The organism is Roseobacter sp. HKCCD6576-2 (assembly GCF_013179285.1).
GTDB lineage: Bacteria > Pseudomonadota > Alphaproteobacteria > Rhodobacterales > Rhodobacteraceae > Rhodophyticola > Rhodophyticola oceani.
The window spans coordinates 197,622-223,734 of sequence record NZ_WVNW01000002.1; the positions used below are offsets into that span (position 1 = coordinate 197,622).

General features: G+C 56.9%; 35 protein-coding genes. 27 read left to right on the forward strand and 8 right to left on the reverse strand.

What is annotated here, in order from left to right:
- The first annotated feature begins 1 nt into the window (after position 1).
- From GTF44_RS07995 to GTF44_RS08035, 9 genes are all read left to right on the forward strand, one after another.
- The gene (locus GTF44_RS07995) at positions 2 to 427 is read left to right on the forward strand and encodes a hypothetical protein (protein WP_171560666.1); all 426 of its coding nucleotides are present in this window, start codon (positions 2 to 4) and stop codon (positions 425 to 427) included.
- Positions 424 to 822 (forward strand): hypothetical protein, encoded by a 399-nt coding sequence (locus tag GTF44_RS08000; RefSeq protein WP_171560667.1) that lies wholly within the window; start codon positions 424 to 426, stop codon positions 820 to 822. The genes GTF44_RS07995 and GTF44_RS08000 overlap by 4 nt, the downstream gene beginning before the upstream one ends.
- Positions 812 to 1,843, forward strand: coding sequence for a phage minor head protein (locus GTF44_RS08005; RefSeq protein WP_171560669.1), 1,032 nt, complete (start codon positions 812 to 814; stop codon positions 1,841 to 1,843). Before GTF44_RS08000 ends, GTF44_RS08005 begins: the two co-directional genes overlap by 11 nt.
- 103 nt (positions 1,844 to 1,946) lie before the next feature.
- The gene (locus GTF44_RS08010) at positions 1,947 to 2,276 is read left to right on the forward strand and encodes an HK97 gp10 family phage protein (protein ID WP_171560670.1); all 330 of its coding nucleotides are present in this window, start codon (positions 1,947 to 1,949) and stop codon (positions 2,274 to 2,276) included.
- A gap of 1 nt (position 2,277) precedes the next feature.
- Positions 2,278 to 2,673, forward strand: coding sequence for a phage tail terminator-like protein (locus GTF44_RS08015; protein WP_171560672.1), 396 nt, complete (start codon positions 2,278 to 2,280; stop codon positions 2,671 to 2,673).
- Complete coding sequence (locus GTF44_RS08020) at positions 2,670 to 2,918, forward strand: hypothetical protein (RefSeq protein WP_171560674.1); 249 nt, start codon at positions 2,670 to 2,672, stop codon at positions 2,916 to 2,918. The genes GTF44_RS08015 and GTF44_RS08020 overlap by 4 nt, the downstream gene beginning before the upstream one ends.
- A gap of 65 nt (positions 2,919 to 2,983) precedes the next feature.
- Positions 2,984 to 3,433, forward strand: coding sequence for a hypothetical protein (locus tag GTF44_RS08025; protein ID WP_171560675.1), 450 nt, complete (start codon positions 2,984 to 2,986; stop codon positions 3,431 to 3,433).
- A 78-nt stretch (positions 3,434 to 3,511) separates the two neighbouring features.
- Positions 3,512 to 3,997 (forward strand): hypothetical protein, encoded by a 486-nt coding sequence (locus tag GTF44_RS08030; RefSeq protein WP_171560677.1) that lies wholly within the window; start codon positions 3,512 to 3,514, stop codon positions 3,995 to 3,997.
- Between the two features lie 92 nt (positions 3,998 to 4,089).
- Positions 4,090 to 4,419 (forward strand): hypothetical protein, encoded by a 330-nt coding sequence (locus GTF44_RS08035; protein WP_171560678.1) that lies wholly within the window; start codon positions 4,090 to 4,092, stop codon positions 4,417 to 4,419.
- Positions 4,420 to 4,455: 36 nt separating this feature from the next.
- Here the strand turns inward: GTF44_RS08035 and GTF44_RS08040 are convergent, their stop codons facing one another.
- From GTF44_RS08040 to GTF44_RS08050, 3 genes are all read right to left on the reverse strand, one after another.
- Positions 4,456 to 5,412 (reverse strand): hypothetical protein, encoded by a 957-nt coding sequence (locus GTF44_RS08040; protein ID WP_171560680.1) that lies wholly within the window; start codon positions 5,410 to 5,412, stop codon positions 4,456 to 4,458.
- 126 nt (positions 5,413 to 5,538) lie between these two features.
- Positions 5,539 to 5,739, reverse strand: a complete 201-nt coding sequence (locus tag GTF44_RS08045) for a hypothetical protein (protein WP_171560682.1) — start codon at positions 5,737 to 5,739, stop codon at positions 5,539 to 5,541.
- 94 nt (positions 5,740 to 5,833) lie between these two features.
- On the reverse strand, positions 5,834 to 6,535 hold the full coding sequence (locus tag GTF44_RS08050; RefSeq protein WP_171560684.1) for a hypothetical protein: 702 nt from the start codon (positions 6,533 to 6,535) through the stop codon (positions 5,834 to 5,836).
- A gap of 164 nt (positions 6,536 to 6,699) precedes the next feature.
- Here GTF44_RS08050 and GTF44_RS08055 point away from each other — a divergent pair, with 164 nt between their 5' ends.
- Entirely contained in the window at positions 6,700 to 7,380 is a 681-nt protein-coding gene (locus GTF44_RS08055) for a hypothetical protein (RefSeq protein WP_171560685.1), read from the forward strand.
- A gap of 40 nt (positions 7,381 to 7,420) precedes the next feature.
- Here the strand turns inward: GTF44_RS08055 and GTF44_RS08060 are convergent, their stop codons facing one another.
- A complete protein-coding gene (locus GTF44_RS08060) occupies positions 7,421 to 7,735 on the reverse strand; it encodes an Arc family DNA-binding protein (RefSeq protein WP_171560687.1) in 315 nt (104 codons plus the stop codon).
- An 84-nt stretch (positions 7,736 to 7,819) separates the two neighbouring features.
- Here GTF44_RS08060 and GTF44_RS22525 point away from each other — a divergent pair, with 84 nt between their 5' ends.
- The 5 genes from GTF44_RS22525 to GTF44_RS08085 all read left to right on the forward strand — a co-directional run bounded on the left by GTF44_RS22525 (position 7,820) and on the right by GTF44_RS08085 (position 10,666).
- A complete protein-coding gene (locus GTF44_RS22525) occupies positions 7,820 to 8,032 on the forward strand; it encodes an Arc family DNA-binding protein (protein ID WP_171560688.1) in 213 nt (70 codons plus the stop codon).
- A 233-nt stretch (positions 8,033 to 8,265) separates the two neighbouring features.
- Positions 8,266 to 8,538, forward strand: a complete 273-nt coding sequence (locus GTF44_RS08070) for a hypothetical protein (RefSeq protein ID WP_171560691.1) — start codon at positions 8,266 to 8,268, stop codon at positions 8,536 to 8,538.
- Positions 8,535 to 8,873: a hypothetical protein gene (locus tag GTF44_RS08075; RefSeq protein ID WP_171560694.1), complete on the forward strand. Its 339-nt coding sequence runs from the start codon at positions 8,535 to 8,537 to the stop codon at positions 8,871 to 8,873. The genes GTF44_RS08070 and GTF44_RS08075 overlap by 4 nt, the downstream gene beginning before the upstream one ends.
- A 258-nt stretch (positions 8,874 to 9,131) precedes the next feature.
- Positions 9,132 to 9,578 carry a hypothetical protein gene (locus GTF44_RS08080; protein WP_171560697.1) on the forward strand — a complete coding sequence of 149 codons (447 nt, stop codon included), beginning with the start codon at positions 9,132 to 9,134 and terminating at the stop codon, positions 9,576 to 9,578.
- Complete coding sequence (locus GTF44_RS08085) at positions 9,575 to 10,666, forward strand: DUF3102 domain-containing protein (RefSeq protein WP_171560698.1); 1,092 nt, start codon at positions 9,575 to 9,577, stop codon at positions 10,664 to 10,666. The genes GTF44_RS08080 and GTF44_RS08085 overlap by 4 nt, the downstream gene beginning before the upstream one ends.
- An 87-nt stretch (positions 10,667 to 10,753) precedes the next feature.
- On the opposite strand, the gene GTF44_RS08090 is transcribed toward GTF44_RS08085, so the two are convergent.
- The gene (locus tag GTF44_RS08090) at positions 10,754 to 11,095 is read right to left on the reverse strand and encodes a hypothetical protein (protein WP_171560701.1); all 342 of its coding nucleotides are present in this window, start codon (positions 11,093 to 11,095) and stop codon (positions 10,754 to 10,756) included.
- Positions 11,096 to 11,328: 233 nt separating this feature from the next.
- Here GTF44_RS08090 and GTF44_RS08095 point away from each other — a divergent pair, with 233 nt between their 5' ends.
- The 9 genes from GTF44_RS08095 (at position 11,329) to GTF44_RS08135 (ending at position 21,218) form a co-directional block, all read left to right on the forward strand.
- A complete protein-coding gene (locus GTF44_RS08095; protein WP_171560703.1) occupies positions 11,329 to 14,772 on the forward strand; it encodes a phage tail tape measure protein in 3,444 nt (1,147 codons plus the stop codon).
- Positions 14,769 to 15,716, forward strand: coding sequence for a hypothetical protein (locus GTF44_RS08100; protein ID WP_171560706.1), 948 nt, complete (start codon positions 14,769 to 14,771; stop codon positions 15,714 to 15,716). Before GTF44_RS08095 ends, GTF44_RS08100 begins: the two co-directional genes overlap by 4 nt.
- A 1-nt stretch (position 15,717) precedes the next feature.
- A complete protein-coding gene (locus tag GTF44_RS08105) occupies positions 15,718 to 16,713 on the forward strand; it encodes a hypothetical protein (protein WP_171560709.1) in 996 nt (331 codons plus the stop codon).
- Positions 16,710 to 17,180: a hypothetical protein gene (locus tag GTF44_RS08110; RefSeq protein WP_171560711.1), complete on the forward strand. Its 471-nt coding sequence runs from the start codon at positions 16,710 to 16,712 to the stop codon at positions 17,178 to 17,180. The genes GTF44_RS08105 and GTF44_RS08110 overlap by 4 nt, the downstream gene beginning before the upstream one ends.
- Before the next feature lie 53 nt (positions 17,181 to 17,233).
- Entirely contained in the window at positions 17,234 to 17,650 is a 417-nt protein-coding gene (locus tag GTF44_RS08115; RefSeq protein WP_171560714.1) for a hypothetical protein, read from the forward strand.
- Positions 17,647 to 18,348, forward strand: coding sequence for a peptidoglycan-binding protein (locus tag GTF44_RS08120; RefSeq protein ID WP_171560726.1), 702 nt, complete (start codon positions 17,647 to 17,649; stop codon positions 18,346 to 18,348). Before GTF44_RS08115 ends, GTF44_RS08120 begins: the two co-directional genes overlap by 4 nt.
- Positions 18,345 to 18,662, forward strand: coding sequence for a hypothetical protein (locus tag GTF44_RS08125; RefSeq protein ID WP_171560728.1), 318 nt, complete (start codon positions 18,345 to 18,347; stop codon positions 18,660 to 18,662). The genes GTF44_RS08120 and GTF44_RS08125 overlap by 4 nt, the downstream gene beginning before the upstream one ends.
- 716 nt (positions 18,663 to 19,378) lie before the next feature.
- Positions 19,379 to 20,278, forward strand: coding sequence for a hypothetical protein (locus GTF44_RS08130; protein ID WP_171560731.1), 900 nt, complete (start codon positions 19,379 to 19,381; stop codon positions 20,276 to 20,278).
- Positions 20,279 to 20,519: 241 nt separating this feature from the next.
- The gene (locus GTF44_RS08135) at positions 20,520 to 21,218 is read left to right on the forward strand and encodes a sulfotransferase family 2 domain-containing protein (protein ID WP_171566031.1); all 699 of its coding nucleotides are present in this window, start codon (positions 20,520 to 20,522) and stop codon (positions 21,216 to 21,218) included.
- Between the two features lie 61 nt (positions 21,219 to 21,279).
- Here the strand turns inward: GTF44_RS08135 and GTF44_RS08140 are convergent, their stop codons facing one another.
- A complete protein-coding gene (locus GTF44_RS08140; RefSeq protein WP_171560748.1) occupies positions 21,280 to 21,966 on the reverse strand; it encodes a glycosyltransferase in 687 nt (228 codons plus the stop codon).
- Positions 21,967 to 22,091: 125 nt separating this feature from the next.
- Between GTF44_RS08140 and GTF44_RS08145 the strand changes: the two genes are divergently transcribed.
- On the forward strand, positions 22,092 to 23,276 hold the full coding sequence (locus tag GTF44_RS08145) for a hypothetical protein (protein ID WP_171560751.1): 1,185 nt from the start codon (positions 22,092 to 22,094) through the stop codon (positions 23,274 to 23,276).
- On the opposite strand, the gene GTF44_RS08150 is transcribed toward GTF44_RS08145, so the two are convergent.
- The gene (locus tag GTF44_RS08150; protein ID WP_171560754.1) at positions 23,266 to 23,925 is read right to left on the reverse strand and encodes a methyltransferase domain-containing protein; all 660 of its coding nucleotides are present in this window, start codon (positions 23,923 to 23,925) and stop codon (positions 23,266 to 23,268) included. The genes GTF44_RS08145 and GTF44_RS08150 overlap by 11 nt on opposite strands.
- 270 nt (positions 23,926 to 24,195) lie before the next feature.
- Between GTF44_RS08150 and GTF44_RS08155 the strand changes: the two genes are divergently transcribed.
- The gene (locus GTF44_RS08155; protein ID WP_171560756.1) at positions 24,196 to 24,846 is read left to right on the forward strand and encodes an SOS response-associated peptidase; all 651 of its coding nucleotides are present in this window, start codon (positions 24,196 to 24,198) and stop codon (positions 24,844 to 24,846) included.
- On the opposite strand, the gene GTF44_RS08160 is transcribed toward GTF44_RS08155, so the two are convergent.
- Positions 24,843 to 25,160, reverse strand: coding sequence for a hypothetical protein (locus GTF44_RS08160; protein ID WP_171560759.1), 318 nt, complete (start codon positions 25,158 to 25,160; stop codon positions 24,843 to 24,845). The genes GTF44_RS08155 and GTF44_RS08160 overlap by 4 nt on opposite strands.
- A gap of 607 nt (positions 25,161 to 25,767) precedes the next feature.
- Here GTF44_RS08160 and GTF44_RS08165 point away from each other — a divergent pair.
- Positions 25,768 to 26,103: a hypothetical protein gene (locus GTF44_RS08165; RefSeq protein ID WP_171560761.1), complete on the forward strand. Its 336-nt coding sequence runs from the start codon at positions 25,768 to 25,770 to the stop codon at positions 26,101 to 26,103.
- The last annotated feature ends 10 nt before the right edge of the window (positions 26,104 to 26,113 follow it).

Sequence of the window (26,113 nt, forward strand, 5' to 3'; positions counted from 1 at the left end):
AATGGCTGATCTAGCGGGATTCCGCGCCTATCACAACGCCCGAGGTAACAGCGCGCCGACAGACGCGAATGACACGATTGCACAGGCAGCGCTGACGCGAGGTGGCGACTACGTCACAGATGAATATGTTTGGCGCTTTCAGAAGCAGTATAAAGATCCTCTGCCAGATGCGGTTGATGAGGCCATCTATGAAGCGGCGTTACTTGAGCTGAGCATCGCCAATGACGGTGCAGTCGCTCTCGTGAAGGGCGGGTTTTGGGGAAAGACCTACACTCCCTCCGACGCCAAGGTCCTCACCGCAGTATCCACTATCAAATGGGAGTTCACCGGCAAGAAGGGCGGGGCGCAGTACCCAGTCTCGACTAAGATCGAAGGCCGCTTGAGGCCGTACATACTACCGGACGTTCCCGCGGTGTTGGCAGTATGAGCGGCGCGGATATCGCGGCAGAGGTCGCCGCAGCAATCGCAGAAGCCGGTGCAGAGATTGGCGACGGCACTCCCAACGTGGTCAGCCTCATCCGCCCCGGCACCCAAACCGGGCCAGACTATGCGCCAACCTTCGGTCCGCCAACGGCTCACGCTCTTACGGTGATCGAGGATATCGAGCGCGTTCGTGACCGTGACGGGACACTGATCGGTCAGAGCATCCGTACTCTGCTTGTTTCAACAGATGCAGAATTTGCGCCGACGAAGGCCGATGCGATATGGTTCGGTATGCCTAGCGATTGGACAGACGATCAGGTTAAGCACCAGATCATAGAGGTTCGGCCCCTTGCGCCGGGTGGTACAGTGTTGTTGTGGGAGATTGATCTTGCCACGTGAAAGCCGCCAGCGCTTCAATGCAGAAGTCGCGCGGATGCGCCCTGAGTTGCGGGCGGCATTCTTGCAGGCGATTGATGATGTGCGTTCTACCGCACAACTCACTGCTATCGAGGCCGCCATTGACCGCGGTGACGTCCAGGCTGTCTTAGCTGCACTTCGTATTGGTCCTGAGTTCTTCGCGCCATTGGACAAGGCCATTGCTGATGCCTTCATTGCCGGAGGGGCTTACACGCTGAACTCGCTCCCAAAGCGCCATCCCGCCACGGGCGGGCAACTGATCGTAAGGTTCCAGGGACGCCACCAGAGAGCGGAGACGTGGGTAGCCGAGAGAGCGGGAACTCTGATCCGGGAGATCACAGAGGATCAGGTCGCGTTGGTCCGGCAGGCGGTTCTCCGTGGGCTACAAGAGGGCCGGAATCCGAGATCGACGGCGCTTGATATTATCGGGCGCCGCGCCGCAGGCGGGACGCGCCAGACAGGCGGTCTGATCGGCCTGACCAGCCAGGAAGCCGAGTACGTCCAGAACATGCGAACCGCGCTCGCTGATCCCGCGACGGCAAGCGACTATTTCGACCGGCGGGCGCGTGATCGGCGCTTTGACCCGCTTGTTCGTCGGTCCATCCGAGAAGGCAGGCCGCTCGGCCAAGCAGACATTGACCGGATCGCGGGGCGATACTCAGACGGCCTGTTGCGGCGGCGCGGCGAGCGAATTGCACGAACAGAGACAATCCAAGCCCTGAATGCCGGACGCCAGGAGGGCCTGAACCAGATTGTCGAGAGTGGAGAGGTTCCCGCCCAAGCCGTCACAAAGAAATGGAGCGACACCGGCGATGCGCGAACGCGCGACAACCACAAGGGCATGGATGGGCAAGAGGTTCCACACGACCAGCCGTTCATTAGCCCATCGGGCGCACGGATGATGTTTCCTGGCGATACGAGCCTGGGCGCGCCCGCTTCAGAGGTGATCCATTGCCGGTGCTACATGCAAACGAAGGTGAACTGGCTAAGCATGGCTGCCTGACATGAGTGGGCAGTTTACGGCCACGCTTGAACGGTGGTCGGACAAGGCGATCAGAAATTTCGTCCTGGTTAGAAATCAATCTGCACAGGACGTAATTGAGATCATGCAGCGCCCGGTCGCGCAAGGCGGTCGGATGCGGGTCAAGACCGGCTTTCTCCGAAATAGCCTAGTTGTCTCGACTGATGAAATGGCGACCATCAACCCGAACGCAAAGCCCGGTTCTGGGCAAGAATACAGCTTCTCGATTGGCGAGGCTTCCTCAACGATCCTTGGCGCATCGATGAACGACACGATCTACGCCGGATACACAGCCGCTTACGCCGCTGCGCGGGAGTATGGGGCCAGAGGGCAGGGGCCAGACTTCTATGTCCGCGGGGCCGCGCAGGAGTGGCCTGATGTCGTCGCCAGAAACGCCCGCAGACTGAGAGACTGACATGACATCGATAACCGCCGTTCAGGCTGCCGCCCATGAGAGGCTGGCGGGTCTGCCTGACTTGCCCAACACTGCATGGCCGAACGTCAAGGCGGACGGGGTGACACCCCGCTATGAGGTCTATGACGGGCCTGTTTTGTCGAGGGCGGTTTCTCTTCGAGGCAGCACGTCCAGTACATTGCTTTTGCAAGTGGACGTGGTGGTTGAGGCTGGCCTTGGCCCCAACAAAATGCGCGATCTGGTTCAACCGGTCCTCGATCTGTTTCCGCTGAACCAAGACTTGGGTGACGCAAGGGTTTCCGGCCCGGCATCCATCGGCGGTTATCGCCAAGAAGACACCGAGTATCGGTGCAGCATCACAATTCCATATCGGCTTCTGAAAGGATCACCTCCATGACCAAAGAAAGCGCGCCCGAACCGGCAACGGGCTCCAAAGCGATTGAGAATGCGCGGCTCATCCGCATGCCGCGCGGCGACAAGCTGTTTCCAGCGGCTGTTTTCAAAGGCAAGGCTCCAGCGAAGGGCGACGATCTGCTCCTTCGTTTTGGCGACGTTGTGTACACAGGCGTCGTCATGGATTCGACAACCGCTGACGGCGAAACGCTGGTTGAGTTCAGCAACGGGCTAACGCCGGTCAAGTAATCCGGGCAACCGGACAACACGCGCCCTCAGAGGCGTCTTCCCAAAACTCCTGAAAGGAAAAGGCCATGGCCTATCAAACGGCTGCGGGCGCGTCCCTGTCCATTTCTGCGACGCCGCCCGCTACATTCGATGCAGTTGGATACGGGGCACTAACCCCAACCATCGTCGGAGAAATCACCAATATCGGCGACTTCTTCGGGCGTGAGTACGCGCTCGTGACACACAATCCTCTTGCCGGCCGCGCCACCAAGAAGGGCAAGGGCAGCTACAACAATGGGACGATCAATCCTCAGCTGGCCCTCGACCCAGATGATGCAGGCCAGACAGCCATGATCACGGCGCGTGACAGTGACGATGCGGTTGCAGTTGGGGTCACGCTGCAGGACGGCACTGAGTATTGGTGCATGGGCCTTGTCATGTCGTTCATGGCCAATGTCGGTGGCGTCGATGACGTTGTGACCGCGACCTCAACTATCGAAGTCGATCACAGAGATTGGGTGCAGATCGCAGCCTAACTCCCGCGCGGGACTGGGCCGGGGTGGCATGGTCACACCATCTCGGCCCGCACGTGACCAGTGACCAAGGAAATGAACATGGATCTGAACGCAATCGGCTCGGCCCTAAAATCCAGCCAAGCACAAGAGATGCACCTATTGGCGCCGGACGGCTCCCCGCTCTACGCATATGAGCATCCAGAAAAGGGCTGGCAGGTCACAACAGACCGAGACCTAGAGGGGCATGAGCTGTTTCCGTGTTTGTTCAAGATGATCGGGATCGACAGCAAGGCGTTCCGTGAGCGCAAGGCTGCGAATTTCAATCGCGCTCAAAAGCAGCGCGGCAAAGTCAAGTTCTCGGAAGCGGAAATGGAGGCGTTTGAGACCGTCGCAAGCGGCGTCACCGGGTGGTCTCACATTGTTTGGAATGATGCCCCAAGCGACCCAGAGTCTAAGGGGTTCTTGATTGAGCATGATTTCGACAACGTGATGAAGGTGATAATGGGCTACCCGCCGTGCTTTGATCAGGCAGACAGGTTCATCTCCGACCGCGCCAATTTTTTCGACAGCGCCTCGACCAGCTAGTTCTGTGGGCGAGGCAACATGCATGGCTAACAACCACCGAGGAAAAGGATGGACTGCCTCGCTGGCGGAAGCTGGTAAACGCGGGGAAGGTGGTGGATTACCCGGAGATTGAAAGTCTGGAACACCTTCCAGAGGTTCTTCTGTCCTGTGGGCCGACCAAGGGTGGTGGTTTTGGGCCAGTCGCGCTGGATTGGGTGGATATTGAAGCGTTCGAACGGTTGAGTGGGGTCAGCATTGGCCCGTGGGGCGCAGAGGCCGTTATCGCGGCCAGCAGGGCTTACGTCGCCGCACTGGGCGAGTTCGATCAGAAGCACACGCCATCACCATTGACGGAGGCTGTGGTGGACCGAAAGGGCGTTAACGACGCGCTGAAAGCCGGTTTTGCACAGATGATGAAGAGACCGCGAGATTACAACCATTGACGCCAAGTCTCAGAATTCGACTCCCCTCTCAGAGCCTTACTCGTTGATGACCATCTCCTCCGGAAAAGGGAAACTCCCTGGTATGGTCCGAATGCTCTCGACTGGGGCGGAATAGTTTTCTAGTGCTTCAAGGTATTTCGAGAGCACCGCGTGGGCAAACTCAATCGTCACCAGAACACTAACCAATCTGGCCAGACCAGACTGGATCTCAGCAAGCCGGGCAGACTTTTCACTGGCAGCGGTGTTCCACACAGTGTCCGGCTCCTCTACATCGATGTAGTAACCTGGCGGTGGGCCATTGAAGCCCATTCCTCCAACTTCGATCCAGCGTCTAGACCTGACCGACCTGTCCGGTGCTCTTGTCCATGTAATCCAAGGTGCTGCGTCGAGGAGCGAACCGGACGAGATATACTCTGTCCCAATGATACCTTCGGCTTCGAGTAGGGCCTCCTCAAGCCGTTTTTTGGCTTCCAACGAACTCGCCGCGATGGTGGAAACTTTAACGATTAGGCTGGATCTAACCAAATCCAACGCCGCACCTTTGGTCATTGCGAGCAAGAACTGTGCGAAAGCCGGTAGCTTAATCAACTCCTCCATTCGGTCTTCGAGATCAAGGACCGTGCGCCAAGCCTCATAAGCACGATAAATGTAATCTAAAGAAACGCCTCCGTGCCATTCGTTCAGACTCAGCAAGACATCCCTGCCGCTCTTTAGTGAACGCCAAGCTTCGTCGCGAAATCTTTCGTCTATGATGCGTGCCATTACGCCCGGCAACAACGACACGAGAACGTTCGTTGCGCGAGTTGTGGCCAATAACTGGTCTAATTTCTGGTCCATCAACTTGAGTTTTTCTTGTATGCGCTCCAAGTCATCGGCTTCATCGTCACCGAATACAAGGTTTGCAATCTCTTCTCCCGCCCTGCTACCAAACTCTTCTGCGGCAGATTGAGCAACGGAACCTGCGAGAACAAGTGCTGTTGTTGGTTCTGGCATTTTACCCCCCGTTTAGAACGATCATTCTAATAAACAAGTGTATTCAAGAATCAGTATCCATTTAACACGAAACTGTGAGTTCTTCTCTATCCGATCTCTCAAATCTGTCTGGTGACGCTTTTGTCTTCAGTTGAACGCCTTGATAATAGCGAAGGCGATCACAAAACAGAAATACATGAAGACCGCCCCAAGAGCGCAAAAGACAAAGATCGCAACGCTCGTGTCGAACCGCTCCCCCACGAAGGCCATGACCTTTGAGACGCCGATCATGTATCCAAACAAAAGGACGGACGACACAAAGGGGTGGTTAGAAACCCATCTCGTCATGTGCTGATCCTTGCGTGGTTATTGGGGTGCAAGAGCCATCATGGGAGCGGGGTCCTGGCTTTGCGATGGTCTTAGGCGCGTCGGTAAGACTCACTTAATAGACGATGATTGAACGAACGTTGTTATCACCATATGCTCCAGCCCTCATGTCATCTCGGTGCCAGTAGCGGTATTTATAGTCTCCGGGAACCCCGCCGAAATTCAGATCGGGAAACAACGTAACTCCAGTGGTCGGAGATTGCTTGAATGAGCTCAACTTCCTATCGAAGTTGAGTTTTCTCAGGTCATCGTATCTTCCTTTCCCAAGTATTAGATTCTGCCCTTTGAAGCCCATGTCTGCAAACAACGAAACCCACTTTCCGTTACCATTTCCGCTGCTAATCAAACTACATAAGAACTCGTCCCGCCCCCTCTGAATTTCGCAATCTCTCAAACTCCGACCGGACGATACACAGAGCCCGAAGTTGGAGCGTGCATGAGCAAGGCAACGGTTTCTAGCGGAGTTCCTTGAGCTGAATTTCGGAGCTTCGTTGGTGTAATCAGATCGAGCTATCCCTAGGTAGATGTCCCTGATTGAGTTTAACTCTTGTAGGTAACCCTTTAGTTCTTCTTTCCTTTCCGCGTTCAGTTCCGAGAATGGTCTGTCACGGTCGTTGTAGAACTGGTTCATGCCTTGGTTGAAGAAAAGCCAGTGAGGATCTTCCTCAGTCACCTCGCTAAACAGTTCTTTCGCTTGATCCACCGCTTCCGCGACAGTCATACCATCAACTTCGGAGTAATCGTCAGCAAAGCTCATTGCCCAACTTCTCGTCTTCGCAGTCAGTCGATCTGGGAATTGTAGCTCAATTCTCTCTAAATCGAAAGCAATACCATCTCGTCTGATCATCCAGCCTCAGCTTTTTGGGGCACGATGAATTCTTTGCCTGTTTTTCGCGGTTGGTCTATACCCAGTGCGGCTGTGTGGAGATTGTTTTGGCAAAGTGTAGGTATTGCGAAAGGAGAGGACTGTTCCTCCAGACCGACAACAACGGCTTGTGTCGTCGATGTTCGGATGAACACGTTCCGCAGATAGCCAACCTCTGTCGGATTGTGGTCGAGAGCGGAAAGATCGTTGACCGCTCTAAGAACGAAAAAACAATCGTTTCGCGATGTGATGTCGCGTTGGGCGCTCTGGATCGTTTGGAGCCTTATTACCGCGCTTCGGTTCCGACGCTTGATGTGCCCATTCCCGAAATCAAGACGGAGTTCCTTAGCATTCGGAGCGGAGCAATAGGGAGGCTGGTAAACAGTCAGGTCTTCGCGGCCCGTGCTAAGAGGGAAAGCGCAGCTACGCCAGCGGCACGCCTAGGTGGCTATGCTAAGGCGATAGACAACCTCAACAAGTTCTTGATCGAATTCGAGGACGTGACAGCTGTTGAACCGGCCATCGCAGAACTGGTTCGTGAAAGAGATCAGGTTCGGGTCGAAAATGCGATGCTCAAATCAGAGAAGTTGCTTGCAAAGGGCAAAGCAAAGTTGGCCAAAGAAGCTTTGATTGACGCACTGGTGGACATTCGGCACGACACCACGCCGGACGCCGATCAAGCAAAGGAGATTGCTGCTTTGGAGGCCAAGATCGCTGAGATCGACGGCGCAACCTAGTCCCTAGGCTCACGAAAGCGCAGACGCGCTCCTGTGCGGGTTACTCTTTGTCGTGGTCAGAGGAGGGTGTGCTGGTCGTTTGCTTCATCCGGTACTCGACGATGAGCGTGTTTAACCGGTATTCATCCTCGTCGGTAAAATTCACTTGGTCGTTTAGATACCGAGAAAGAAGCTGATGCATCTCCGCGAGATGCGGATCAGACACCGGAGGATATGTTTCCTCAAGGGTAGCCACTATCTCGGCGTTCATTGAGCGCTGGTTTATTGACGCAGCGATTTTAATGCGGTCCCGCATCCCGTCAGGGAGGCGGACTACAAACTGTTCAGAACCTCTGCCTGTACGACTCTCTGCCATGCCGCGCCTCCTTTTTGATAGCACTGCGCGATCATCAGTTGACAAGCAATACTATCACCGTAATACTAATCGCACGGTAATAGCATGGCGGAGGCCAAGTTGAGTTCAGCAATACAACCAAGGGCAGGTGAGGGGGTGACTCAGGTCACCCTTCGTTTGCCAGAGGTATTGAGAGACAAACTGAAGCTGACGGCCGGATCGGTTGGCCAGAGCATGAACACCTTCGTAGTGCTTGCACTGGAAGAGAAGGTCCAAATGAAGAGCCCGTCAGAGAAAGCAGAAAAAAATGCAAAGTAGAAATGAAGCGGGCCGGAAGCGTTGCAGCGCTAACCGGCCCAGATGAAATCCCCAGAAAAGGATAACGTCATGAAAATACGTAATCACCAACGAGAAATCAAGCTTTCCGATCTGGCACGTAGCCCAAAGGTCAAAGCATTCTTTGACCGTGGCCTAGAAGGCCCACAAGCGGTTCTGCCTAAGCCGACCCCGCGCAATCCCGCCCCTGCGGCTCTAGAGCGGGAGTTGGCATAATGGACCGCCGGACATTCATTCATGGGCTCGCCGCGGCACTCCCTGCTGGCGCTGCAGCTACACAGATCAAAGCCGAAACCGACCCAATTCGGGCTGCATGTCTCACGCTAAAGGAGGCGATCTCCGTCGATGCCCCCGAGGGGATGGAGGTCTTTCACTCGATCATTATCCACAAAGAAGAGATCACGGCCATCGCGTTCCCGCCGAACTATGACGGCGCAGGGCCAAAGGCTCACTACCAATCAAGCCGTGGGTGGGAGGTCGAGGCATGACTTCCTTAAGCGCAAAGACCAACCGCCGCGCCGTCCTGGCCGGGATTCCGGCAACTCTGGCGACAGGGGTAGCCTCGGCAACAACAGCCTCAGCGCTCGTTAAGGCATTCGACCGCTGGCTAACTCTGCAAGAGCGTTTCAACGCAACCGATGGCGACGATCTCTATGCAGAGATCACCGAGCTAGAAGATCAGATCATAAGCACTACGCCAGCCAGCGTGCACGAGTACGCGCTCAAGGTCGTGCTGGCAGGCTCAAATGGTGGCATGGAGATGAGCGTCCTCGAAAGAGCTTTAGCGGCAGAGGCCCGGGAAATGACTGGCATCAACATCTGAAAGCGAAGCCTTCCGTAAAGGAGGTGGTGTTTGATTAAGGTATTGGAAAGTAAGCGATTTATCAATCAGCTTTCACCAAAATCGGAGACGGTTGGGTGCTGTGCATTGGAGATTCTAAGAACCGCAATGAAGATGGTTTTCGCGAGACGCCTTTCCTCGCGGAACGGCGGGGGATTACCGATCTGGACGGCCATCCAGATTGCCCCCGCCGTGTGGATACCCCACTAGCAAAGAAAGGCCCACGAAAGGGCAATAGCCATGAACACACTTGTTGAGCAAGAAAAGAAGTCACCGCTTGAGCGCCGGAACAACTACTGGATTGCGGTGCGGGAGGCAGGGAAGGAAGCGAGGCTCAGCCTGACCGACGCCATATCTCTCTTCAATCAATACGAAGATGAAACGGGTGGATCGACAGCACCAGAGCGCGCCTTCTCGAACTTCACGCGGTCGATCTATGCACCATTCGGCCTGAACAAGCGCGAAGTCGAGGATAAACACAACAGCCGCGACGCGCTGGACGTCATCGTCCTCGATGCTCTCCGTCTAATCGAAGGGTCGGCGGCTGAACTGATAATGCGAGGTATGGAGCAGGAGCGCCCAAGGAAGGAGATCAAGCTTGCTGTCAAGCAGCTTGCGAAAGAGATCGCGGGTACGATTAGTCGAGTTGAGCAGGACTTCTTTATCGGCGGAGGTGCTGTTCAATGACAGAGATTGCGAATTATGATTACGCTGGCCTCGCACAGGGCGAAATCAATGAGGTTCGGGCCGCCGCAGAGCGCATCCGCGTCCGCATGAAGCGGACCACTGAGGATATCGTGGCCATCGGCCTCGACCTGATTGCGGTGAAGGAGCGCCTTCCACATGGCGCATTCCTCCCATGGATAGAGGCCGAGTTTGGGATGAGCCGACCCACGGCAACCCGCTTCATGCAGGTTGCGGAAGTCTATCGGGACAAAGTGTTCACACTGAACAATTTGGATCCAACGGTGCTTTATGAACTTGCAGCCCCGTCAACGCCATCCGAGGTTCGAGACGCTGTTGAGGCGAGGACAGAAGCGGGCGAAGCCGTCACCGCAGCGGAGATCAAACGCATGAAGCGTGAGATTGCAGAGGAACGCGCCCGCGCGGATCATGCGGAAACACAGGCCGACGACCTCAAGGACCAAAACCGAAGCCTCTTGGAAGGGCAGTCGGCCTTGATCGAGAGGGCGAAGGCAGACGCCTTAGCGGAGGTCGCTGCCGATCTCTCAGCAGCCCAAGAGCGCGAGGAAGAGGCGGAACAGCGGTTGCAAGAGGAGACTGCGCGACTAGTTGAACTTGCCGAAAATGCCGAGGTCAAGGCGCTTGAAGCGGCTCAGGCGCAAGCTGACGGATTGGCAAACGAAGCCTACTCAAAGCTGGAAGCGCAGGCGAGTAAGGCAAAGAACGAAGAAGCCGCGGCGCGCAAATCTATTGAGCGACTGAAGCAGAATGCAGAACGCCTGCGTGCGCGGGTCGAGGAGCATCAAGCTTATTTGGACGATCTGAAGAACGCCGATATCGAAGCAAGGGGACTCGTCGAGGATATTGCCGCCCTCGAGGAGAAGATACCGGACGTCGAAGCCGCGCTCCGGGTCATCTGGTCTAGCTTGCAGGATATCGACTGCGATCACGAGCCGAGCTTGATCAAGCGTGCAAACGCCTTCGCCGAGCACCTTCGGCAAGTGGCAGTACAAATGCAGCAAGTTGCGACCGATCTGGAAACGAACATCAAGCCCGAAGGCCCGAAGATGCAGGTCGTCTCGGGTGAATGATGCTGTCTCTAAGAAGAGGGCGAGGCAGTCTAGCTGCCCTTGCTTTGTCGCAGTCTGTATGAGAACAAAGCGCCTGCCAGCGCAAGATTATTCAGAGCCTAAGGCCCCTGTAAAACACGCTAGTTCAATCTCGTTTTGAAAGTTGGCTACCGCGCGTTGCTGCATCTCTTCTGTGTGAAAATACGGAGTTTCGTAGGCCTCTAGTATCATGGCTCGAGTCATTTCGTGCCAAGGCGGCGCGTTGTCTTCGCTGGGGCTGCTGCCTTCCAACGCCTGAATCAAGGTCGAAATCGGTGTTTGGTTCTGTCGTTGCGTCATAATCGTGGCCGCAAGGCTACCCAATCCAGCGCAAAGCGCATCGCGACCAGTTTCAGCAGCAGCCGGTGAGCAAAGGCAGAAGGCCGCTGCCAAAGAAGCCAACACCTTCATCGTGAAACCTCCAAAAAAACTCCCTCAGCTAGAAACGCTAGGGGCTTTTCTTGCTTCTGACAAGGAATTTGCCGATGACAACAATCGCACATCTCGGCATCGCTATTGATGGCAGCGCTATTCGCGGCACCAAGCGAGACCTTGACCACTTCACCCGCTCCGGTGCTAACGCAGAACGCGCCTCCACTCGGCTAAGTCGGACATTCGGCAGAGCAGCGAGAGGCGCATCGGCGATGGCTGGTTCTTTCGTTGGCGCGGCTGCGGCCATGGTCTCGCTTGGCGCTGCGGTTCGAACGATCTCAGAGTTCGACCGATCGATGTCGCAAGTACAAGCGATCACGCGTGCAACCACCGATGAACTGGAGAGGCTGCGGGATACGGCGTCGGGGCTTGGCTCAACCACGGAGTTCACCGCATCGCAAGCGGCCGGCGGCTTACGCTTCTTGGGCATGGCAGGCTTCACAGCAACCGAGAGCATTTCCGCGATTCCAGCCGTTTTGGACCTCGCCACCTCTGCGTCCATGGACTTGGCACAAGCTGCCGACACCGCGTCAAACATCATGAGCGCCTTTGGCATCGCTGCTGAAGACGCCGCCGATGTCTCGGACGTGTTGGCCGCTGCATCCTCGCGAGCGAACACGGATGTCTCGCAGTTAGGCAGCGCAATGAGCTTCGTCGGCCCTGTCGCAGCCGCGATGGGTGTCGATTTGGGCGAAGCGGCAGCAGCGGTTGGCGTGTTGTCGGACGCCGGGATTCAAGGTTCGGCGGCGGGCACCGGGTTGCGCCGTGTCTTATCTTCGCTGGCCAATCCAACCAGCCAGGCTGCTGCCGCGCTTCACAGCTTGGGCGTGACGCTCGAAGAGGTGGACCCGGCCACTACAAGCGTCGTGGATATTGTGGATCGCCTAGCGGCTTCGGGTATCAGCGCAGCAGACGCCCTTACGATTTTCGGAGATCGCGGTGGTCCTGCCATTTTGGCGCTCACAAGCCAGGCAGGTCGCCTCAGCGAGTTGACGGAGGAGCTTTCGAACGTCGAGGGCGAGGCCAGCCGGATGGCCGGGACGATCCGTGACAATCTTTCCGGCGATCTGGATAGCCTCTGGTCATCGGTGCAGGGACTCGTCATCGCCTTGGGCGACGCCGGGCTGACAGCGGTGCTGCGTGCGACAGTGCGAGGCATCACCGGCGTGGTCCGGGCAACGTCTGAACTGGTCGATTTATTCGGGTCGTTGATTTCGTTCGTCGGGCGAGCAGGCCCGCGAGTGTTTGGATTTTCTCGCAGCACGGTCGCACTCTCGGAGGCATCTTACGCCGCCGCTGCCGGGATAAATCAGGAAATCGCAAAGATTGATGCACTGACCGGAACGCTCACCCAGGGGCGCACCATGTCCATCGACGTTGCGGGTGTGAAACTGGCGCAAGCGCGGGCGCACCTCGCTTCGGCTGATGCACAGCGGCAAGAACTCGAATCTTCAATCCGAGCGTCAGATCAGTTTCAGCGCCTCGCGAATGAACAGGTCGCAGCGTTCTCAGAGGTTCAGCGCATGCAGGCCAGGATCAACGAGGCCGGTGACAGGGCTAGCCAACGCCAGATCAACGATTACCGCGCCATGATTGAACGGCTACGAGGTAATGTTGAGATGCAGAACCGTCTGCTCGCGGTTGCGGGGGAAACGGACGACGAGTACCGCGCCGCCCTTCGAACAATAGAGTTGATTGAGACAGCTCTTGAAACCGCGACTGGTGCGGCAATTACGTTGGGCGAGCCCGTCGAAGAGGCGACCGAGACCGCATCTAGGCTCAGCAGTGAGATTCTCGGGGTCGATTTCGGGCCAGCAATTTCGGGCGCACGCGACCTCGCCAACGAACTTGGGATTTCGCTCCATCGCGCGATGCAAATGATGGGGTTGATTGGACGCGCGGCTCAGGCGTCTCAGACCCCCATCTACGATCCGAGAGACCCTCGTTTTGACCGTGAGGCGGCAGAGCAGGGCGCACGCATGGAGCGTCTGACAGAGATAATGGCGGACCTTCGTCAAGAAACGGAGGAGGCGACCTCGGCAACAGACGACCTTGCCAGTTCTTCGGGTCGGGCATCCTCCGCCCTCTCCGAGACATCCAAACAACTCTCCAAGTCCGAACAAGCAGCCGCCGATTTCGCAGAAGAAATGCGCGGCAACATGAGCCGATCCGTAGACCGCGTGTCCGATGCGTTCAGCGATTGGATGCGGCGCGGCTTCCGTGATGTCCGATCGTTCACTCAAGCGGTTCTAGGGGAGTTCCGCGACATGTTCATCAGCATCACCATGCTCGCGCTGAGAAATAGGATCGTCATGCCTGCGGTCGGCTTTGCGGGTGGTGGTGCGACAGGCGCGGTCGCTCAAGTCGTTGACGGCAAGGGTGGGGGGCTAGGCAACCTCGCGTCCGGTCAGGGCCTCCTGGGCGGCTTCCTCGGCTCCTTCGGCAACACCGGATCTATTCTCGGCTTCGGTGGTCTAGGCGGCGGTACGGGGCTTCTCGGTGGTCTCGGCAATGCGCTGTCCGGCGGTCTCGGTAATGTCTTCAACATCGGAGCCAACGCTGCGGGTCTGGGCTTTGCAGGCACGATAGGTGCAGCCATCCCCGTCCTGGGCGCAGTCGCGGCTGCGTTCAGCTTCTTCCGCAAGCGCACCAAGGAGTTGGACGCCGGTCTTAGTGTGACAATCGACAACATGGATACGTTTGTTCAGGAGTTCAGAGTTGTTCAGACCAAGCGGTTCTGGGGCCTGTCGAAGAAGGTGCGCACGCATCTGACAGACGCGGATGAAGAAACGACAACCGCGATCACCGGCATGGTGGATACCTTGCGGGATGGGGTCTACAGCGCGGCGGATGCGCTTGGCTTTGCATCCAGCACGTTCGACGGCTTTGCGCACACGATGCGGATCAGCACACGCGGCCTCAGCGAGGAAGATGCTGAGTCTGCCGTCACGAAAGCGCTGACCGGCGCGGCAGATGCGATGGCGGATATGATCCCGGGCCTGACAGGGTTCGCCCGGGTCGGGGAGACGGCTTCCGAAACCTTGGAGCGGCTGGCCAACAGCCTGACCACGACGAACCACTGGATGAGCAATCTACAGCTCAAGCTCTACGACATCAGCCTTGCCGGTGGAGCCGCGGCGTCCGCCTTTGTAGATCTCTTCGGCACATTGGATGAGTTCACGACAGCAACCGGCAGCTATTACCAGAACTTCTTCTCAGATGCGGAGCGGACGGCGCGCGCAACGCAGCTTCTGAATGCGGAGCTATCTGCGCTTGGTATCGACACGCTACCAGCGTCGCGGGCGGCATTCCGATCCCTGGTGGATGAAGCGGACCAGCTTGGTGACAGCGAGCTTGTCGCATCGCTGATCAAGCTTTCTCCGGCCTTTGCCCAGATCACCCAGGAAGTGAATGCTCTGAACGACGCAATGACGGGGCAGGGGCTCTATCGGACGCTGGCTGATGCGACCTATGCAGCGACTGCGGGTGGCTATCGGCAGTCAATGGAGCAGGTGGTAGCCGCCAACAATGCTGAGATGGCTGATCTTCTTCGTGAAGTCGTGACCGCAATTCGAGAAGGCGATCTGAACAACGCCCGCATCAACAGCAGTATCCTTGCCATTCAGCAACGTACCGATCTGGAGCCGACTACATGAAGATCATCACGCCGATCACGGTGACGGATGAGAAACTCCTCAGCAGCAATATCCCCGAAAACGACCATGCGGAGTGGGACAACGGCACGGCCTACGCGCGAGGTGATTTCGTTATCTCTACGTCTACCCACACAGTCTATCGCAGCCTCACATCCTCAAACCAAGGAAACGATCCTGATCTAGAGATGACGGCGCTGGCGGACCCGCTGATCGACGATCCTGATCCCGTTAATTGGCAGATCATTTCAGCAACCAACCGCTGGAAGATGTTCGACCAAAAGCCAAGCGTCCAAGCAACAATGACAGATGAGATTGCTCTTGAGGTTGCCCCAGGCGAGTTTGTTGGTGGGATCGCCGGTTTCGGAGTAATGGGAACCGCCGTTTCGGTGGAAGTGTACATCCCGGGATCACCGGACGAGGTTGTGTTTCAACGGACGATTGATCTCTACGCCGCCGCAAGCGTCGCCAATTGGTACGACTACTATTTTGCCGATCTTGCGCCGCTGACCGAGTTCATCATCACCGACTTGCCGCCATACGCCAATGGCGTCGTTAAGGTGACTGTCACTAACACGGGCGGCATCGCAGCGATTGGCCAGCTTGCAGTTGGACCTGTTAGTGAGATTGGCGAGGTGGTCACACCCGGCACTGGCTTGTCAGGCCTCGATTTTAGCTTCGTTCAAAATGACGAGTTTGGAAATCTGACGCGGACGGTCCGCGAGGCAACACGCCTAGCCGATCTTGAAGTGGTCGTACCAACAGCCTCTGTTCTCGTAACCTTCGAGAAGCTTCGCGCCCTTCGTGGCGGTGCTCCGGCGGTCTGGGTTGGCGATGATCGCGCCGCCTTGGCGGCGAATGTCTACGGCTTCGCTCGAGACTACCGGCTCGTCTATCAGGCAGGCCCCAACTCGATCCTCTCAATCCAAGTTCAAGGAATGGTTTAAGATGACAAAACCAGTTGCGCCAACAGTCCCACCCCCCGCTCTGCGCAGTCAGCCGGATACGTTCAGCGACCGAGCCGAAGTAAACGTATCGTTCTGGCCGACGCTGACGGCTTACATGTCGGAGGTTGTGGACTACAATGAAGAGCAGGCCAACGCGCTTCTTACCGGTAATCTTCCTAATTTGAGTGGTCGCGCTGGCAGCGTCCTACAGGTCAACGGCAGTGAGGATGGCGTATCGCTGTTTGATGCGACGCCAGCGGGCTACAACCTTTTGGGAGCCGCTGACCTTGATGCTCAGCTTGCGCACCTGGGCCTAGATGTATCCATCGATGTTGACGATTGGCATACGATCAATCGAACAGGAATCGTGAGTGGCCACAACAAACCCAACGCGCCAATCGCAAACCGTCGTTTCCACGGCTGGTCGTCGTACGTTTCAGAAACCAATCAGTTTCTGGTGATCAAGGAGCGCGACAGTGGCGAAGAGTTTTGGGCGGCGAAGGTCGGATCGAGCTGGGGCGCTTGGCAGCAATTTGGTGGGGGTAGAGAGTCTTTCGTGCTCGAACTTCGCGAGCCATCAGGAACCGCTGGCGCAAACTTCGCTGCGGCAAACACGTGGCAGACGGTGAACCTGAACACCGAAGTCTCGGATACAGCCGGTCTTGTCACTCCAAGCGGCCCTGAATTCACGGTCAATGCGAACTGCTTCTTGCGATTTGGTGTGGTCCTGGGGACCGACCGAGCATTCGCGCGCGCTCGGCTGGCGGACGCGGTTACTGGCGACGCGGTTGGTCTCGGAAATACGGTGATCAACTATGCGCAGCAATCCTTACCAAACAACTCCCTGGGTCGGGCATATGTCAGTGCGGGGCAGACGCTGCGCTTGGAAGCGATCTCCACGTCGACCGCCGGCGCCCAACGCATCGGTGTCGGTCGTACTTACGGAACGGAGACGCCACACGAGGTCTTTGCCTTTGTAGAGGGAGAGCGCATATGAAAACCGCGCTTATCGTCGATAACATCGTTACTGTGGTGTCCTTTGTCGAACCGCCATCTGACGAATGGATCGAGGTGCCCGACCACGTTTTGCCTGGATACCGGCGTCTGCCGGACGATATCTTTGAAGCACCGCCGGTGGAGCCGCCGACGATCGCCGATGTGCGCGGTGAGGCTGGCCGGCGTGCTGAGGCCCTGGTCGCAGAATACCTCGTGTGCGAACGCGAGACTTGGCCTGTGCAGATTCAGGAGGCTGAAGCGTACTTAGTTGATCAAACTGCGGCGACACCCTTTCTAACTCCGCGTGCGGCAGGGCGCGGCGTCACCGTCGCGGAGTTGGCCACGACAGTGATTGCGAAGCGCGATGCGCTGGCGGCGGCCACGGGCGCGATCTATGGCGCAATGGATGTTCTTTTGGCCATGGACCCGATCCCGGCTGATTTCGCCGACGACAGCCACTGGCCGTAGGGCCACAACCACACCAACCAACGGAAAATCGAGCAAGAGAAGGGGGCATGGATATGCCACTCAGACGTGCGGCCATGGAGGCCGGTCACGCTTCGACGAATGTGTTGCGTGACTATCTGGCGCTGGCCCTTGCGGGGCTCGGCGTGTCGATCCCAAGCCACGAATATATTGCGGGCGTGTTGCTGGCAGCGGCTGGCGCAAGCGTCATGGCCCGCCACCGGCGCGATGGCCGCAAGGTCTGGGCGATCCTAGGTGTGGCCGTTTTCTTCGCAACGCTGACCGCCATCGCCTGGTCGGCGTTCGAGATCACGTTTCCGGTGCAGATCGGCATGGCCGCGACGGGTGTGGCCTCGGGCTGGATCGCCAATTTCATCGCACAGTTCTTGAACCGCGTTTCCAGCCGCGCCGACGACATTGCCGACCGCGTTGTTGATCAGGTTGTGCCCGAAAAACGGAGTGACGACGAATGACCACAAATCGCGAAATGCAGATCCAGCTTGACCGGAATGGCTTCGATATCGGGCCGCATGGGGCCGATGGCATCATCGGTGACGATACGCGCGGCGCGATCCGTGCTTTTCAGGCTGCGAATGGTCTGCCGGTGGATGGGGTGCCAGACGCGGCATTTATGGCCGCGCTCTTCGGCAACGCCGGGGCGACTGAGCTTGAGCATGATCGGATGATCTATCAGGGCCGGGCACGGTATCCGGTGAATGAAGTGATGGTGCACACCACCGCGACGGCGGCGGATTGGTGGCGTGGCAAGACCGCCGCGCAGATGATGGCCTGGGTGCGCGCGTTGCATACTGCGCCGGGTTGGCAAGGATCTCCGAATGGGTGGCGCGCGGAAGGCTATCATGGCCTGATCGCGCCGGATGGCACGCGCGCGTCGGGTCGCCCGTATGAGATGATCGGCGCGGGCTGCCGTGAGCGCAATCGCGGCGTGTTGCATTGGGCGTTGGTGCCGGTTGTGCGGGTGACGCGGATGGGGCGGTTCGTCGACTTCTACACCGAAGCTCAGCGGATCAGCCTGCATGAGGTGATCACCGAGATCGCGAGCCGCACGCGGCTTCAGCGCGTGTCCGGCCACAATGACTATGCGCCGAAGCTTTGCCCCGGTTTTAAGGTGATCAGCTCCGGCTGGATGGAAAGCGCACGGGTGGCATGACTGTAGGATGGCTCAGAGCCGCCAGTTTAGCGGCGATGGCGGCCGGTGTGGTTTGGTGGGGTGAGTTTAGGGCAGGACAATCCCGCGATGCCTGTCAGGCGGCACAGATGGTGGCCGAGCTTGCGGCTCGGGCCGATAATGCTGCGGTCAATGCAAAGTATCGCGACGTGGCCGAGGATCTTGCTGCCGCCCGCACACGTTTGGACACTCTCACACAGGGGCTGATCAATGACGCGATCTCTGATGGTGATGCTTCTTGCGGTTTTGCTCCTGAGCAATTGCGCGCGCTCGATCGAGCGGCCGGTTTCGATTAAGCCCGACCCGCCGGATACCGAACTGACACAAGCCTGCGATGGTCCAACTGAACTGGACGGGCGGGCTTACACGATCAGTATCGCGATTGGGGATCGTGCCGATCATCGGACCTGCGCGGATCGGCACGCGCTTCTTGTCCGGTGGGCGATCGATGTGAGCAAGCCGGTCGGGGAGAGGTGAAGCTCACGCTATCGGCCGCAGACTTCCTGGCGGCCCTTGCGGACATATCGCGACTGATTTGATCAGCAGTGACCCTCTTCCACTCTGCGAACTGCGGTTTGAATGTGCCAGACATGCACCCTACGAAGATCGCCAAGACAAATGTGACTGTATGGCAAAGTGGAGGGCGGAAATGGGAAGTTCGCTGCAATAGCAAAAGAGTCAGCGTGTCGAGCAAGAGGGAGCCGTTCGTCGCTGGTCGAACAAACGACTGCCCGGTGAACGAAATCGCCATGGTTCCTTGATGGGGCGCCGCGGAATTCGAGCCGGACTGCTTGATAGGATACCAACTAGAAACCCGTTTTCGGGCAAGCCGCTGGTCACCGGTACTCGGGCTGGCGACGTCAATGCCTTACCGAACCATTCCACTATGCAGAAAACATGGCTACAAGAGCCTCCACTATAAGGGGCGATCGTTAGGAGTTTGCAATTGCGCAGGCGGCAGAGGCTGGTTTTTGTTTTCCGCTGGTCACGGCGGAACATGGGCAGTTCCGTGATGCGTGTTTCGCAGATGGCCAGCCATATGCAGCGTTTTTACGGCGATAAGTTCGATGTGGTCACTCGTCCGGTTTCCAACGCACAGAAAGCCTGGACCAAAGCGTGGGTTGCGCTGGAACCAAAGAACAGCGTCTATATTTTCTCAAAGAACGCGGTGCTTGGTTGGAAATCCGAAGATCTGGACCGCCTTCGAAGAAAAGCGTCGGCAATTCTGGTGGACTATGTCGATCTGAAGATCAGCGAAGGACCCACCTGGGGTGTCGATTGCCACATTGCAACGTCTTTTGTGGGCGCTGATGCCTTAAGAGCCCGGCTCGCCCGCCTGAACAAAAAGGGCCGACGTACCAGCGGTACAGTCGCGACTGTACTGCACAACTACGACTCAGCTCTGGATTATGTCGAGCGACGGCATCTGGATCAGCTTAGGATCGGGTTTCTTGGGTCGTCACATAACTCGCCAACGACACCTGAATTTGAGAGTAAGATCACGTTTCTCGATGCTTCATCGCGCTCCGCTTTTTTGAGCAGCGTCGACCAGTTGGGTCAATTTAACTGCCATTACTGCGTGAGACCGCCGAAAGCAGATGCGTTGGCTGGCGACCCCGACCGATCGTACCGGCCCTTCACCAAGGGAGTCTCAGCCGCTGCATTGGGTGCCGTAGTGTTCTCGAACCGGGCGGTGGATGACGTCATTCCCCTGTTGGGGGACGATTACCCGTATCTCGCTGATGACCTGTCGGCTGATGCTTTGAATGAGGGTATACGGCATCTCTTCGACAGTTTTGGCGGACCGGAATGGGCGACGGCCTTGGATCGAATGGAGCACCTTCGCTCACGTACCACCCATCATGCGATAGCCACGCAGCTCTCTGAAGCCATTGCCCACGTCACGGCATGATTCTAATGGATGAGCCCCAAAGGTTTTTTGTGTCGACAGCGGCAATCGGTGCCGTCGGCTTGACAGTGGCCGTGCAACTAGGGTTTGGGGTGCACCTGCGCACGCATACCGTCAGCGAAGCACTGCAACATGTGGTAGTCATCACTCGTCAGCGGTATTTAAAGGTCAGCCAGTCAGTATGAGAACCTGACCAAAGGCGGATGGAAGGGATACCCTGTTGCCATATTCAAACCTCGATGGGATGCTTCTATACTTTTGCCACATACCGAAAACCGGTGGACGCAACATTGAACGTTGGATGAATGACGCGTTTGGAAACATCGGTTTCATTGACGCGGACTGGACCGACAGATGGAAACGCGGGGGCTGGATCTCAGACCGGCTGGGAACATCTCGGCAACATATGGATTGGGCGACAGCATGCGGCCAACTCGACCGCACGCCTGATCAGGTATTCGCTGTTGTCCGTGATCCTGTGACACGGCTGCAAAGTGAATATCGTTTCCAGAGTCGGCACCGGCGGAAACGCCGGGCCCTCGCGCGGATCGGGTTCACGCGCTGGTGCCGCGTCATGTTTGTGGCGAGCCGCATTTATCCGTCCGTGTTCGACAATCATTTTCGCTGCCAGAGCGATTTTGTCCCGCCGGAGGCAAAGGTCTTCTACTTTGAGGACGGCCTCGACGCAGTGACGGTATGGCTGGCCTCTCTCGCCCCCAAAGACCTGCCAGCGGTTGTTCTACAGGGTCCGGAGACGTATGCCCATGTCGGGGACTTCGACACCTCGGAGGAGGATCTGGCTCTTATTCGGAGTTGGTTTGCACGCGACTACGAAAGTTTCGGCTACAAGCGCGAACCGGGCTCTGGCGTTGCCCGGATACCGCTTCGAGACCGCATGCTAGGACTTATTGTTGCCTTGGCCTTCAGGATGGGCCGGATCTGAGACCTCCGACCTAGGTCAGCTATCACCTTGCCTTGTACCACTTGCGGGGCCGCCCCGTCCTTCAACTCGCTTTGGCAAGATCGTGCTCAGCGAGCCATTCGGGGCCGAAGTCGACGTCCTGCCACTCTTTGAACCAGGGGCCGCCGCGCGTGAAATGCACAGCGCGGGGTGGGCCATCGGTGGCAACATCGTTCCAGCCTTCGAGCCAGTTGTAGGCGGTCGGAAGGCTGCCGATCTCTTTATCGTCCACCCAAGCCATCCGGTGCAGGAAAGCACCACTTTCACGATTCACAACGTCCGGTGTGAGCTGCTGGACGGAAGCGTGTCCGGCGTTAAAAAACAAGAAGGACGACCAGTTCTTACGTGGATACGTGGTTTGAACCTGCCCATCCATCTTGTGGGTTTCTTTGGGCGTGTAATCGTGCTGGACGCAAAACACGGCTTTGCTGTCGTCCCGGTAGTCCAGGAGCGGAGCGACATCGTCAATCCAAAGAAAATCACAGTCAAAGAAAAGCGCCCAACCATCAAACCCGGCCAGGTAAGGCGTAAAAAACCTTGAATACGTGAATTCTGTTGAAGCCAGCGGGTCAACATCTCGCGTGTAAAGACCTTGATCGATAAGATCTGGAAGCTTAATTGGCGTGATTTCGACGTCGATGCTCGCATGGCGCAGCAGTGAATGGCGAGCGACATCGTACGCCTCGGACTCCCGAGAATCCCAGCCAATGAATACCCTTAAATCCGACATGCAGTTTCCTGCTCTTGTTACCTCAGTTTTCGGTGAGGCCCTATTTGCAATTCCCTTAACCTGGAGTCAATGTGGGATCGGAACCAAACTCGACCGTCCCACCTTGACATAGGTTTTTCAAGCAGATGCCAAGCTTTTATCATGGCTCTTACCGCCGCTACGTTGCTGATCTTTCGCACCGGTTGGCGAAAGATGCGCGCAATGGATGGAAGAAATTGACAGGACAAAGCGCCCGCAAACCGAATGCAAAAAAAACAGTCGAGCAGACGATCGGTGCCGCCGTCGCAAATGGCGGACAATCGGCTGGGCTCAGATCGTTGGATCAAGCGCTGACTGAAGCGCAAACCGCACCCGATGCACAAACACTTCACTACCTGGCGACGGCGTTGGAGCGATTGGGCGAGTTTCCTAGGGCATACAAGCTACGCGCTCAAGGGCATGAATTGCTTTCGGTTGCGCCTGGGCAACCTTGGGAAGGCCAGCCGCTCCCTGACGGCAATCTCGTCATCACGCCGATGCGCTACGATCGCCAGAGCATTCACTATGCCATTCAATATGCATCCATGATCGGCCTCGCAGCGGAGCGGGCGCCGGGTTGCAAGGTTTATCTTGAACCTCGTCTGATCCCTATGTTTTCGCGAAGCTTCCCCACAGCGACGTTCCTGAACGAAGACGATATGCCCGAAGATGTTTGCGCACCAGATGAGTATCACGCCGGTCTGGAACGGTTGCCCGCACTGTTCGCAACTTCGGAACAAAGAATTGCCGCGGCACATCGCCCAATTCTAGCCGATTTGGACCTCTCAGAGAGCCTCAGAGCACGCTATGCGCCAGATGGCAAACCGCTCATTGGCATCGCTTGGGGCAGTTTGAACTCACGCAAGGATGTACCGAGTTTTGACGCCTGGGCCAGGCTTCTAAATGGCATGGATGCGCATTTCATCTCGCTTCAGTATGGGGACGTGGCCAAAGCGAAAGCCCGCGTAGAACGTGCCGGCTCATGCGACGTTTTAGTAGACCCGCAGATCGATCAGTTTGTGGATATGGACGGGTTTGCCGCACAGTTGTCAGCGGTTGACCTGATCGTCACAATCAGCAATTCAGGCGCCCATCTTGCCGGCGCCATGGGTCGGCCTATGATAGTTCTTCTTGATGACCGCTTCCACCTGAGTTGGCCCTACTTCCAGGATCACACGCCGTGGTATCCAGATGCCACCTTGGTCCGTCGCAATGGCCGGGACTGGGAGGATGTCATGCAGTCGGTACGCGCTACGGTGTCAGACTGGCTATCCCTGACGACTAGCCGCTGACCGTTCGCACCCGCCGCCGCCTTCGGAAGAGCGTAGCAAGGGATTTCTCGAACTGAACGATCTCGAACTGATATCTGACCTCTGGATACTTGGCAGAGACGCCCTTCAGAAGCTCATCCCACCAATCTGACATACGTTGTGTCGCGTGGGCGTTTTCACCATTTGGCAGTGTCTTCTTTGCCGGGTAGCTTGCCACATTCGCGAAGACCGCGCAACGCGCGTAGCTGAATATCTCATCCATGATCCAAGGTATGTCGCTCTCAGGGCAATGCTCGAGTGCGTCGGTCGACACCACGATGTCGAACGTCCCTTGCGGCGGCTCTCGGTGTTCGGGTACGGCCGGATCGTAGCAATGTACATCGTCGAGACCCAGATACTCCTTGATGCTTGGGATTGTGGTTCCATCCGGCATTTTGATGTCTTTCGCTGTATAGTAGCGCCCTTTGCCGGAGCCATAGTCGAGCAGCGACTTGGCACCCACCTCTCTTGCCAGGAGCTTAACCTTCGGCAGGTGCTGCAGCAGGCTCGCGCCAAAGTACACGTCATCCCCCGCAAGCTGCTGATCCGGCAGACCATCGCGATGGATGTCCGTATATTGGGTCACGAGCTCGATATAGCGCGCGCTCGGGTTCTTTCGAGAGTAGGTCATTGCGTGCGTTCTCTGTCTTATGGTGGGACGATCTAAGCTTATACCGTCCGTATTTGTTAATCGACCAACAGGCAAGATCGCCGATCCGTTTTCGGGCAAATCAGACGGCGACGGGTTTGCGTCACGGGCTGCACCTTGGCAACGCTTCGTTTTTGTGAACCGCTGTTTCGGTCGAGCATCATATAGCCCGTGAGCGCCCAACCAGAGCAGCTGCAGGTCTTCGAGATCAGGCCATTGACCTGAGCCGCCAGCGCCGCTTTCATCGCATCCATGTGTGGACGTTTTGTTTTAGGCGAGTCCTCTTGGGCGGAATATCACGACGCGATGTCGATTATTCGGCCTGAGCCGGCGCGGGTCAGCTTCAATATCAAGCCAACCCAGTTTGTGCCGGTTGTCACCGGGCGGCCGGGCGCGTTGGCCTCTAGCGATGCGCGGTGGTGGTTTGTGCCTCATTGGCACAAGGGCGGCGTAAAAGACTGGAAGGCCACCACCTTCAACGCGCGGATCGAGAGCGCGGCGTCGAGCCCTACCTTTCGCGTCGCCTGGCGCTCGAACCGCTGCCTGGTGCCCGCAACCGGCTACTACGAATGGACAGGCCAAAAGGGCAAGAAACAGCCACATCTGATCTATCTTGAGCGCAATGATCCGGTGTTCTTCTTTGCGGGGCTGCATTCGACGCTGTCCGATGGCACCGAGACCTGCACCATCGTGACGCGCGAGGCTGAGCCAGAGATTGCGCATATCCACAGCCGCATGCCGGTTATCCTATCGGATGATGAACTGATGCCCTGGCTCACTTTTGAAGATTGCGATTGGGGCACAAGCTGGACCGGTCGCTTTCTGGTGCGGGATGTGCGGCCCTTTGGGCGTGACGATGATGGGCCTGAGTTGATCGAAGAGATCGACCCTGAATTGTTCTAGCGTCCGAAACGCTTCTGCGGCGGGCGCCGTTTGTCGAGCGTCAACCCGCCATCCTTTTCGATCAGCACCGTGACGGACCCTTTCACCATGGCGAGCGCGGCTTCATTGGTCGGTGCATCACCCTGGCTGGCCGGATAGGCCCAGGTCATCCATTGCCAGCGACCGCTGTAATCTGACACGCGCTGATGTACCCGCCCGACATTGTGACCGTTACACCGCACAACCCGGTCGCCAGGCTCGGTTTTTCCGCCGATGAAGCAGGGCGCATGGGTGAATCGTAGAGGCGGTTTGATCGGTTGGAATCTGTCTAGCATGCCGTGAACAATGTGAGAACATCGGATCTAGATCAAGACAGATCCATCGCAAATAAGATGTATTGCCGCGTCTGTGGGCGGCGACCATCAGAGATCAGGCGAGTCTATGATAATGGCCTCAGCGTGAAGAATGGAGCCGACAACCGCGCGCCCGACACGCCAGATGATTAGCGGATCGTTGCTTTACAATATCGAACAATGGGGCGAACTGTCGCCGAGAGATGCACTATCGCCATGCAAACAAGGGCGATTAAGGTTTTCTTAACCTCAGGTTTCGATTGTCTCAACAATTGAAGCGGAAAAATCGAATCAACTTGAGGACGAGAGAATGGAACTTACGAAAGGCGCGAAGCAGCCGTGGATTCCCGGCATAACTGCACTGAGAGACGAACAGATTGTTATCGAGGACTCCCTTGAGAAGGGCCTCGCGGCTGCCCGCATTGGGGGTCATGAGAATACTGCGATTGCATTTGAACGAGTTCTGAAGGAGCGACTTCTGCTTAGCCGTAGGACGTGACGTAATAGACCGACAACCAGCAATAAGAACCATTGTTAATAGGCTGTTAACCAAATCATTGAAGTCTCACCCCCAGAATGACAGGGGCCGATGATGACAGAAATGATGACACCAGACGAGATCATAATAGACACTCTTTCCGACTTGGCGGACATTGAAGGCAGGGAGGGAGATTACAAAGCCGTTTGGGGGTTGGAAGCGGTTATCATGGCCTATTGCATGGACACCGGAATGGACGCAGACGATGTCCGCCAAAAGATACTTGAAAGACGGCGAAACCGAGTAGCAAAAGAACATGAAGCTCGTCTCTCAATAGATCAGAATAGCGAAGCCGAAAATTGCTGGAATGCGCCACGCGCCCTACTTGTAGTAGATAACGGAATCGCAACATCCAGAACTCCCAATGCCAATAGCTGCGACCACTAGATTCAGAGGG

Excerpts from the sequence above, each read along its gene's own strand:
- GTF44_RS07995 (WP_171560666.1), top strand. The coding sequence starts at position 2 with ATGGCTGATCTAGCGGGATTCCGCGCCTATCACAACGCCCGAGGTAAC.
- GTF44_RS08000 (WP_171560667.1), top strand. The coding sequence starts at position 424 with ATGAGCGGCGCGGATATCGCGGCAGAGGTCGCCGCAGCAATCGCAGAA.
- GTF44_RS08010 (WP_171560670.1), top strand. The coding sequence starts at position 1,947 with ATGCAGCGCCCGGTCGCGCAAGGCGGTCGGATGCGGGTCAAGACCGGC.
- GTF44_RS08015 (WP_171560672.1), top strand. The coding sequence starts at position 2,278 with ATGACATCGATAACCGCCGTTCAGGCTGCCGCCCATGAGAGGCTGGCG.
- GTF44_RS08020 (WP_171560674.1), top strand. The coding sequence starts at position 2,670 with ATGACCAAAGAAAGCGCGCCCGAACCGGCAACGGGCTCCAAAGCGATT.
- GTF44_RS08025 (WP_171560675.1), top strand. The coding sequence starts at position 2,984 with ATGGCCTATCAAACGGCTGCGGGCGCGTCCCTGTCCATTTCTGCGACG.
- GTF44_RS08030 (WP_171560677.1), top strand. The coding sequence starts at position 3,512 with ATGGATCTGAACGCAATCGGCTCGGCCCTAAAATCCAGCCAAGCACAA.
- GTF44_RS08040 (WP_171560680.1), bottom strand. The coding sequence starts at position 5,412 with ATGCCAGAACCAACAACAGCACTTGTTCTCGCAGGTTCCGTTGCTCAA.
- GTF44_RS08045 (WP_171560682.1), bottom strand. The coding sequence starts at position 5,739 with ATGACGAGATGGGTTTCTAACCACCCCTTTGTGTCGTCCGTCCTTTTG.
- GTF44_RS08050 (WP_171560684.1), bottom strand. The coding sequence starts at position 6,535 with ATGAGCTTTGCTGACGATTACTCCGAAGTTGATGGTATGACTGTCGCG.
- GTF44_RS08060 (WP_171560687.1), bottom strand. The coding sequence starts at position 7,735 with ATGGCAGAGAGTCGTACAGGCAGAGGTTCTGAACAGTTTGTAGTCCGC.
- GTF44_RS22525 (WP_171560688.1), top strand. The coding sequence starts at position 7,820 with ATGGCGGAGGCCAAGTTGAGTTCAGCAATACAACCAAGGGCAGGTGAG.
- GTF44_RS08070 (WP_171560691.1), top strand. The coding sequence starts at position 8,266 with ATGGACCGCCGGACATTCATTCATGGGCTCGCCGCGGCACTCCCTGCT.
- GTF44_RS08075 (WP_171560694.1), top strand. The coding sequence starts at position 8,535 with ATGACTTCCTTAAGCGCAAAGACCAACCGCCGCGCCGTCCTGGCCGGG.
- GTF44_RS08080 (WP_171560697.1), top strand. The coding sequence starts at position 9,132 with ATGAACACACTTGTTGAGCAAGAAAAGAAGTCACCGCTTGAGCGCCGG.
- GTF44_RS08085 (WP_171560698.1), top strand. The coding sequence starts at position 9,575 with ATGACAGAGATTGCGAATTATGATTACGCTGGCCTCGCACAGGGCGAA.
- GTF44_RS08090 (WP_171560701.1), bottom strand. The coding sequence starts at position 11,095 with ATGAAGGTGTTGGCTTCTTTGGCAGCGGCCTTCTGCCTTTGCTCACCG.
- GTF44_RS08095 (WP_171560703.1), top strand. The coding sequence starts at position 11,329 with ATGGCTGGTTCTTTCGTTGGCGCGGCTGCGGCCATGGTCTCGCTTGGC.
- GTF44_RS08100 (WP_171560706.1), top strand. The coding sequence starts at position 14,769 with ATGAAGATCATCACGCCGATCACGGTGACGGATGAGAAACTCCTCAGC.
- GTF44_RS08105 (WP_171560709.1), top strand. The coding sequence starts at position 15,718 with ATGACAAAACCAGTTGCGCCAACAGTCCCACCCCCCGCTCTGCGCAGT.
- GTF44_RS08110 (WP_171560711.1), top strand. The coding sequence starts at position 16,710 with ATGAAAACCGCGCTTATCGTCGATAACATCGTTACTGTGGTGTCCTTT.
- GTF44_RS08115 (WP_171560714.1), top strand. The coding sequence starts at position 17,234 with ATGCCACTCAGACGTGCGGCCATGGAGGCCGGTCACGCTTCGACGAAT.
- GTF44_RS08120 (WP_171560726.1), top strand. The coding sequence starts at position 17,647 with ATGACCACAAATCGCGAAATGCAGATCCAGCTTGACCGGAATGGCTTC.
- GTF44_RS08125 (WP_171560728.1), top strand. The coding sequence starts at position 18,345 with ATGACTGTAGGATGGCTCAGAGCCGCCAGTTTAGCGGCGATGGCGGCC.
- GTF44_RS08130 (WP_171560731.1), top strand. The coding sequence starts at position 19,379 with ATGCGTGTTTCGCAGATGGCCAGCCATATGCAGCGTTTTTACGGCGAT.
- GTF44_RS08135 (WP_171566031.1), top strand. The coding sequence starts at position 20,520 with ATGCTTCTATACTTTTGCCACATACCGAAAACCGGTGGACGCAACATT.
- GTF44_RS08140 (WP_171560748.1), bottom strand. The coding sequence starts at position 21,966 with ATGTCGGATTTAAGGGTATTCATTGGCTGGGATTCTCGGGAGTCCGAG.
- GTF44_RS08145 (WP_171560751.1), top strand. The coding sequence starts at position 22,092 with ATGCCAAGCTTTTATCATGGCTCTTACCGCCGCTACGTTGCTGATCTT.
- GTF44_RS08150 (WP_171560754.1), bottom strand. The coding sequence starts at position 23,925 with ATGACCTACTCTCGAAAGAACCCGAGCGCGCGCTATATCGAGCTCGTG.
- GTF44_RS08155 (WP_171560756.1), top strand. The coding sequence starts at position 24,196 with ATGTGTGGACGTTTTGTTTTAGGCGAGTCCTCTTGGGCGGAATATCAC.
- GTF44_RS08160 (WP_171560759.1), bottom strand. The coding sequence starts at position 25,160 with ATGCTAGACAGATTCCAACCGATCAAACCGCCTCTACGATTCACCCAT.
- GTF44_RS08165 (WP_171560761.1), top strand. The coding sequence starts at position 25,768 with ATGATGACAGAAATGATGACACCAGACGAGATCATAATAGACACTCTT.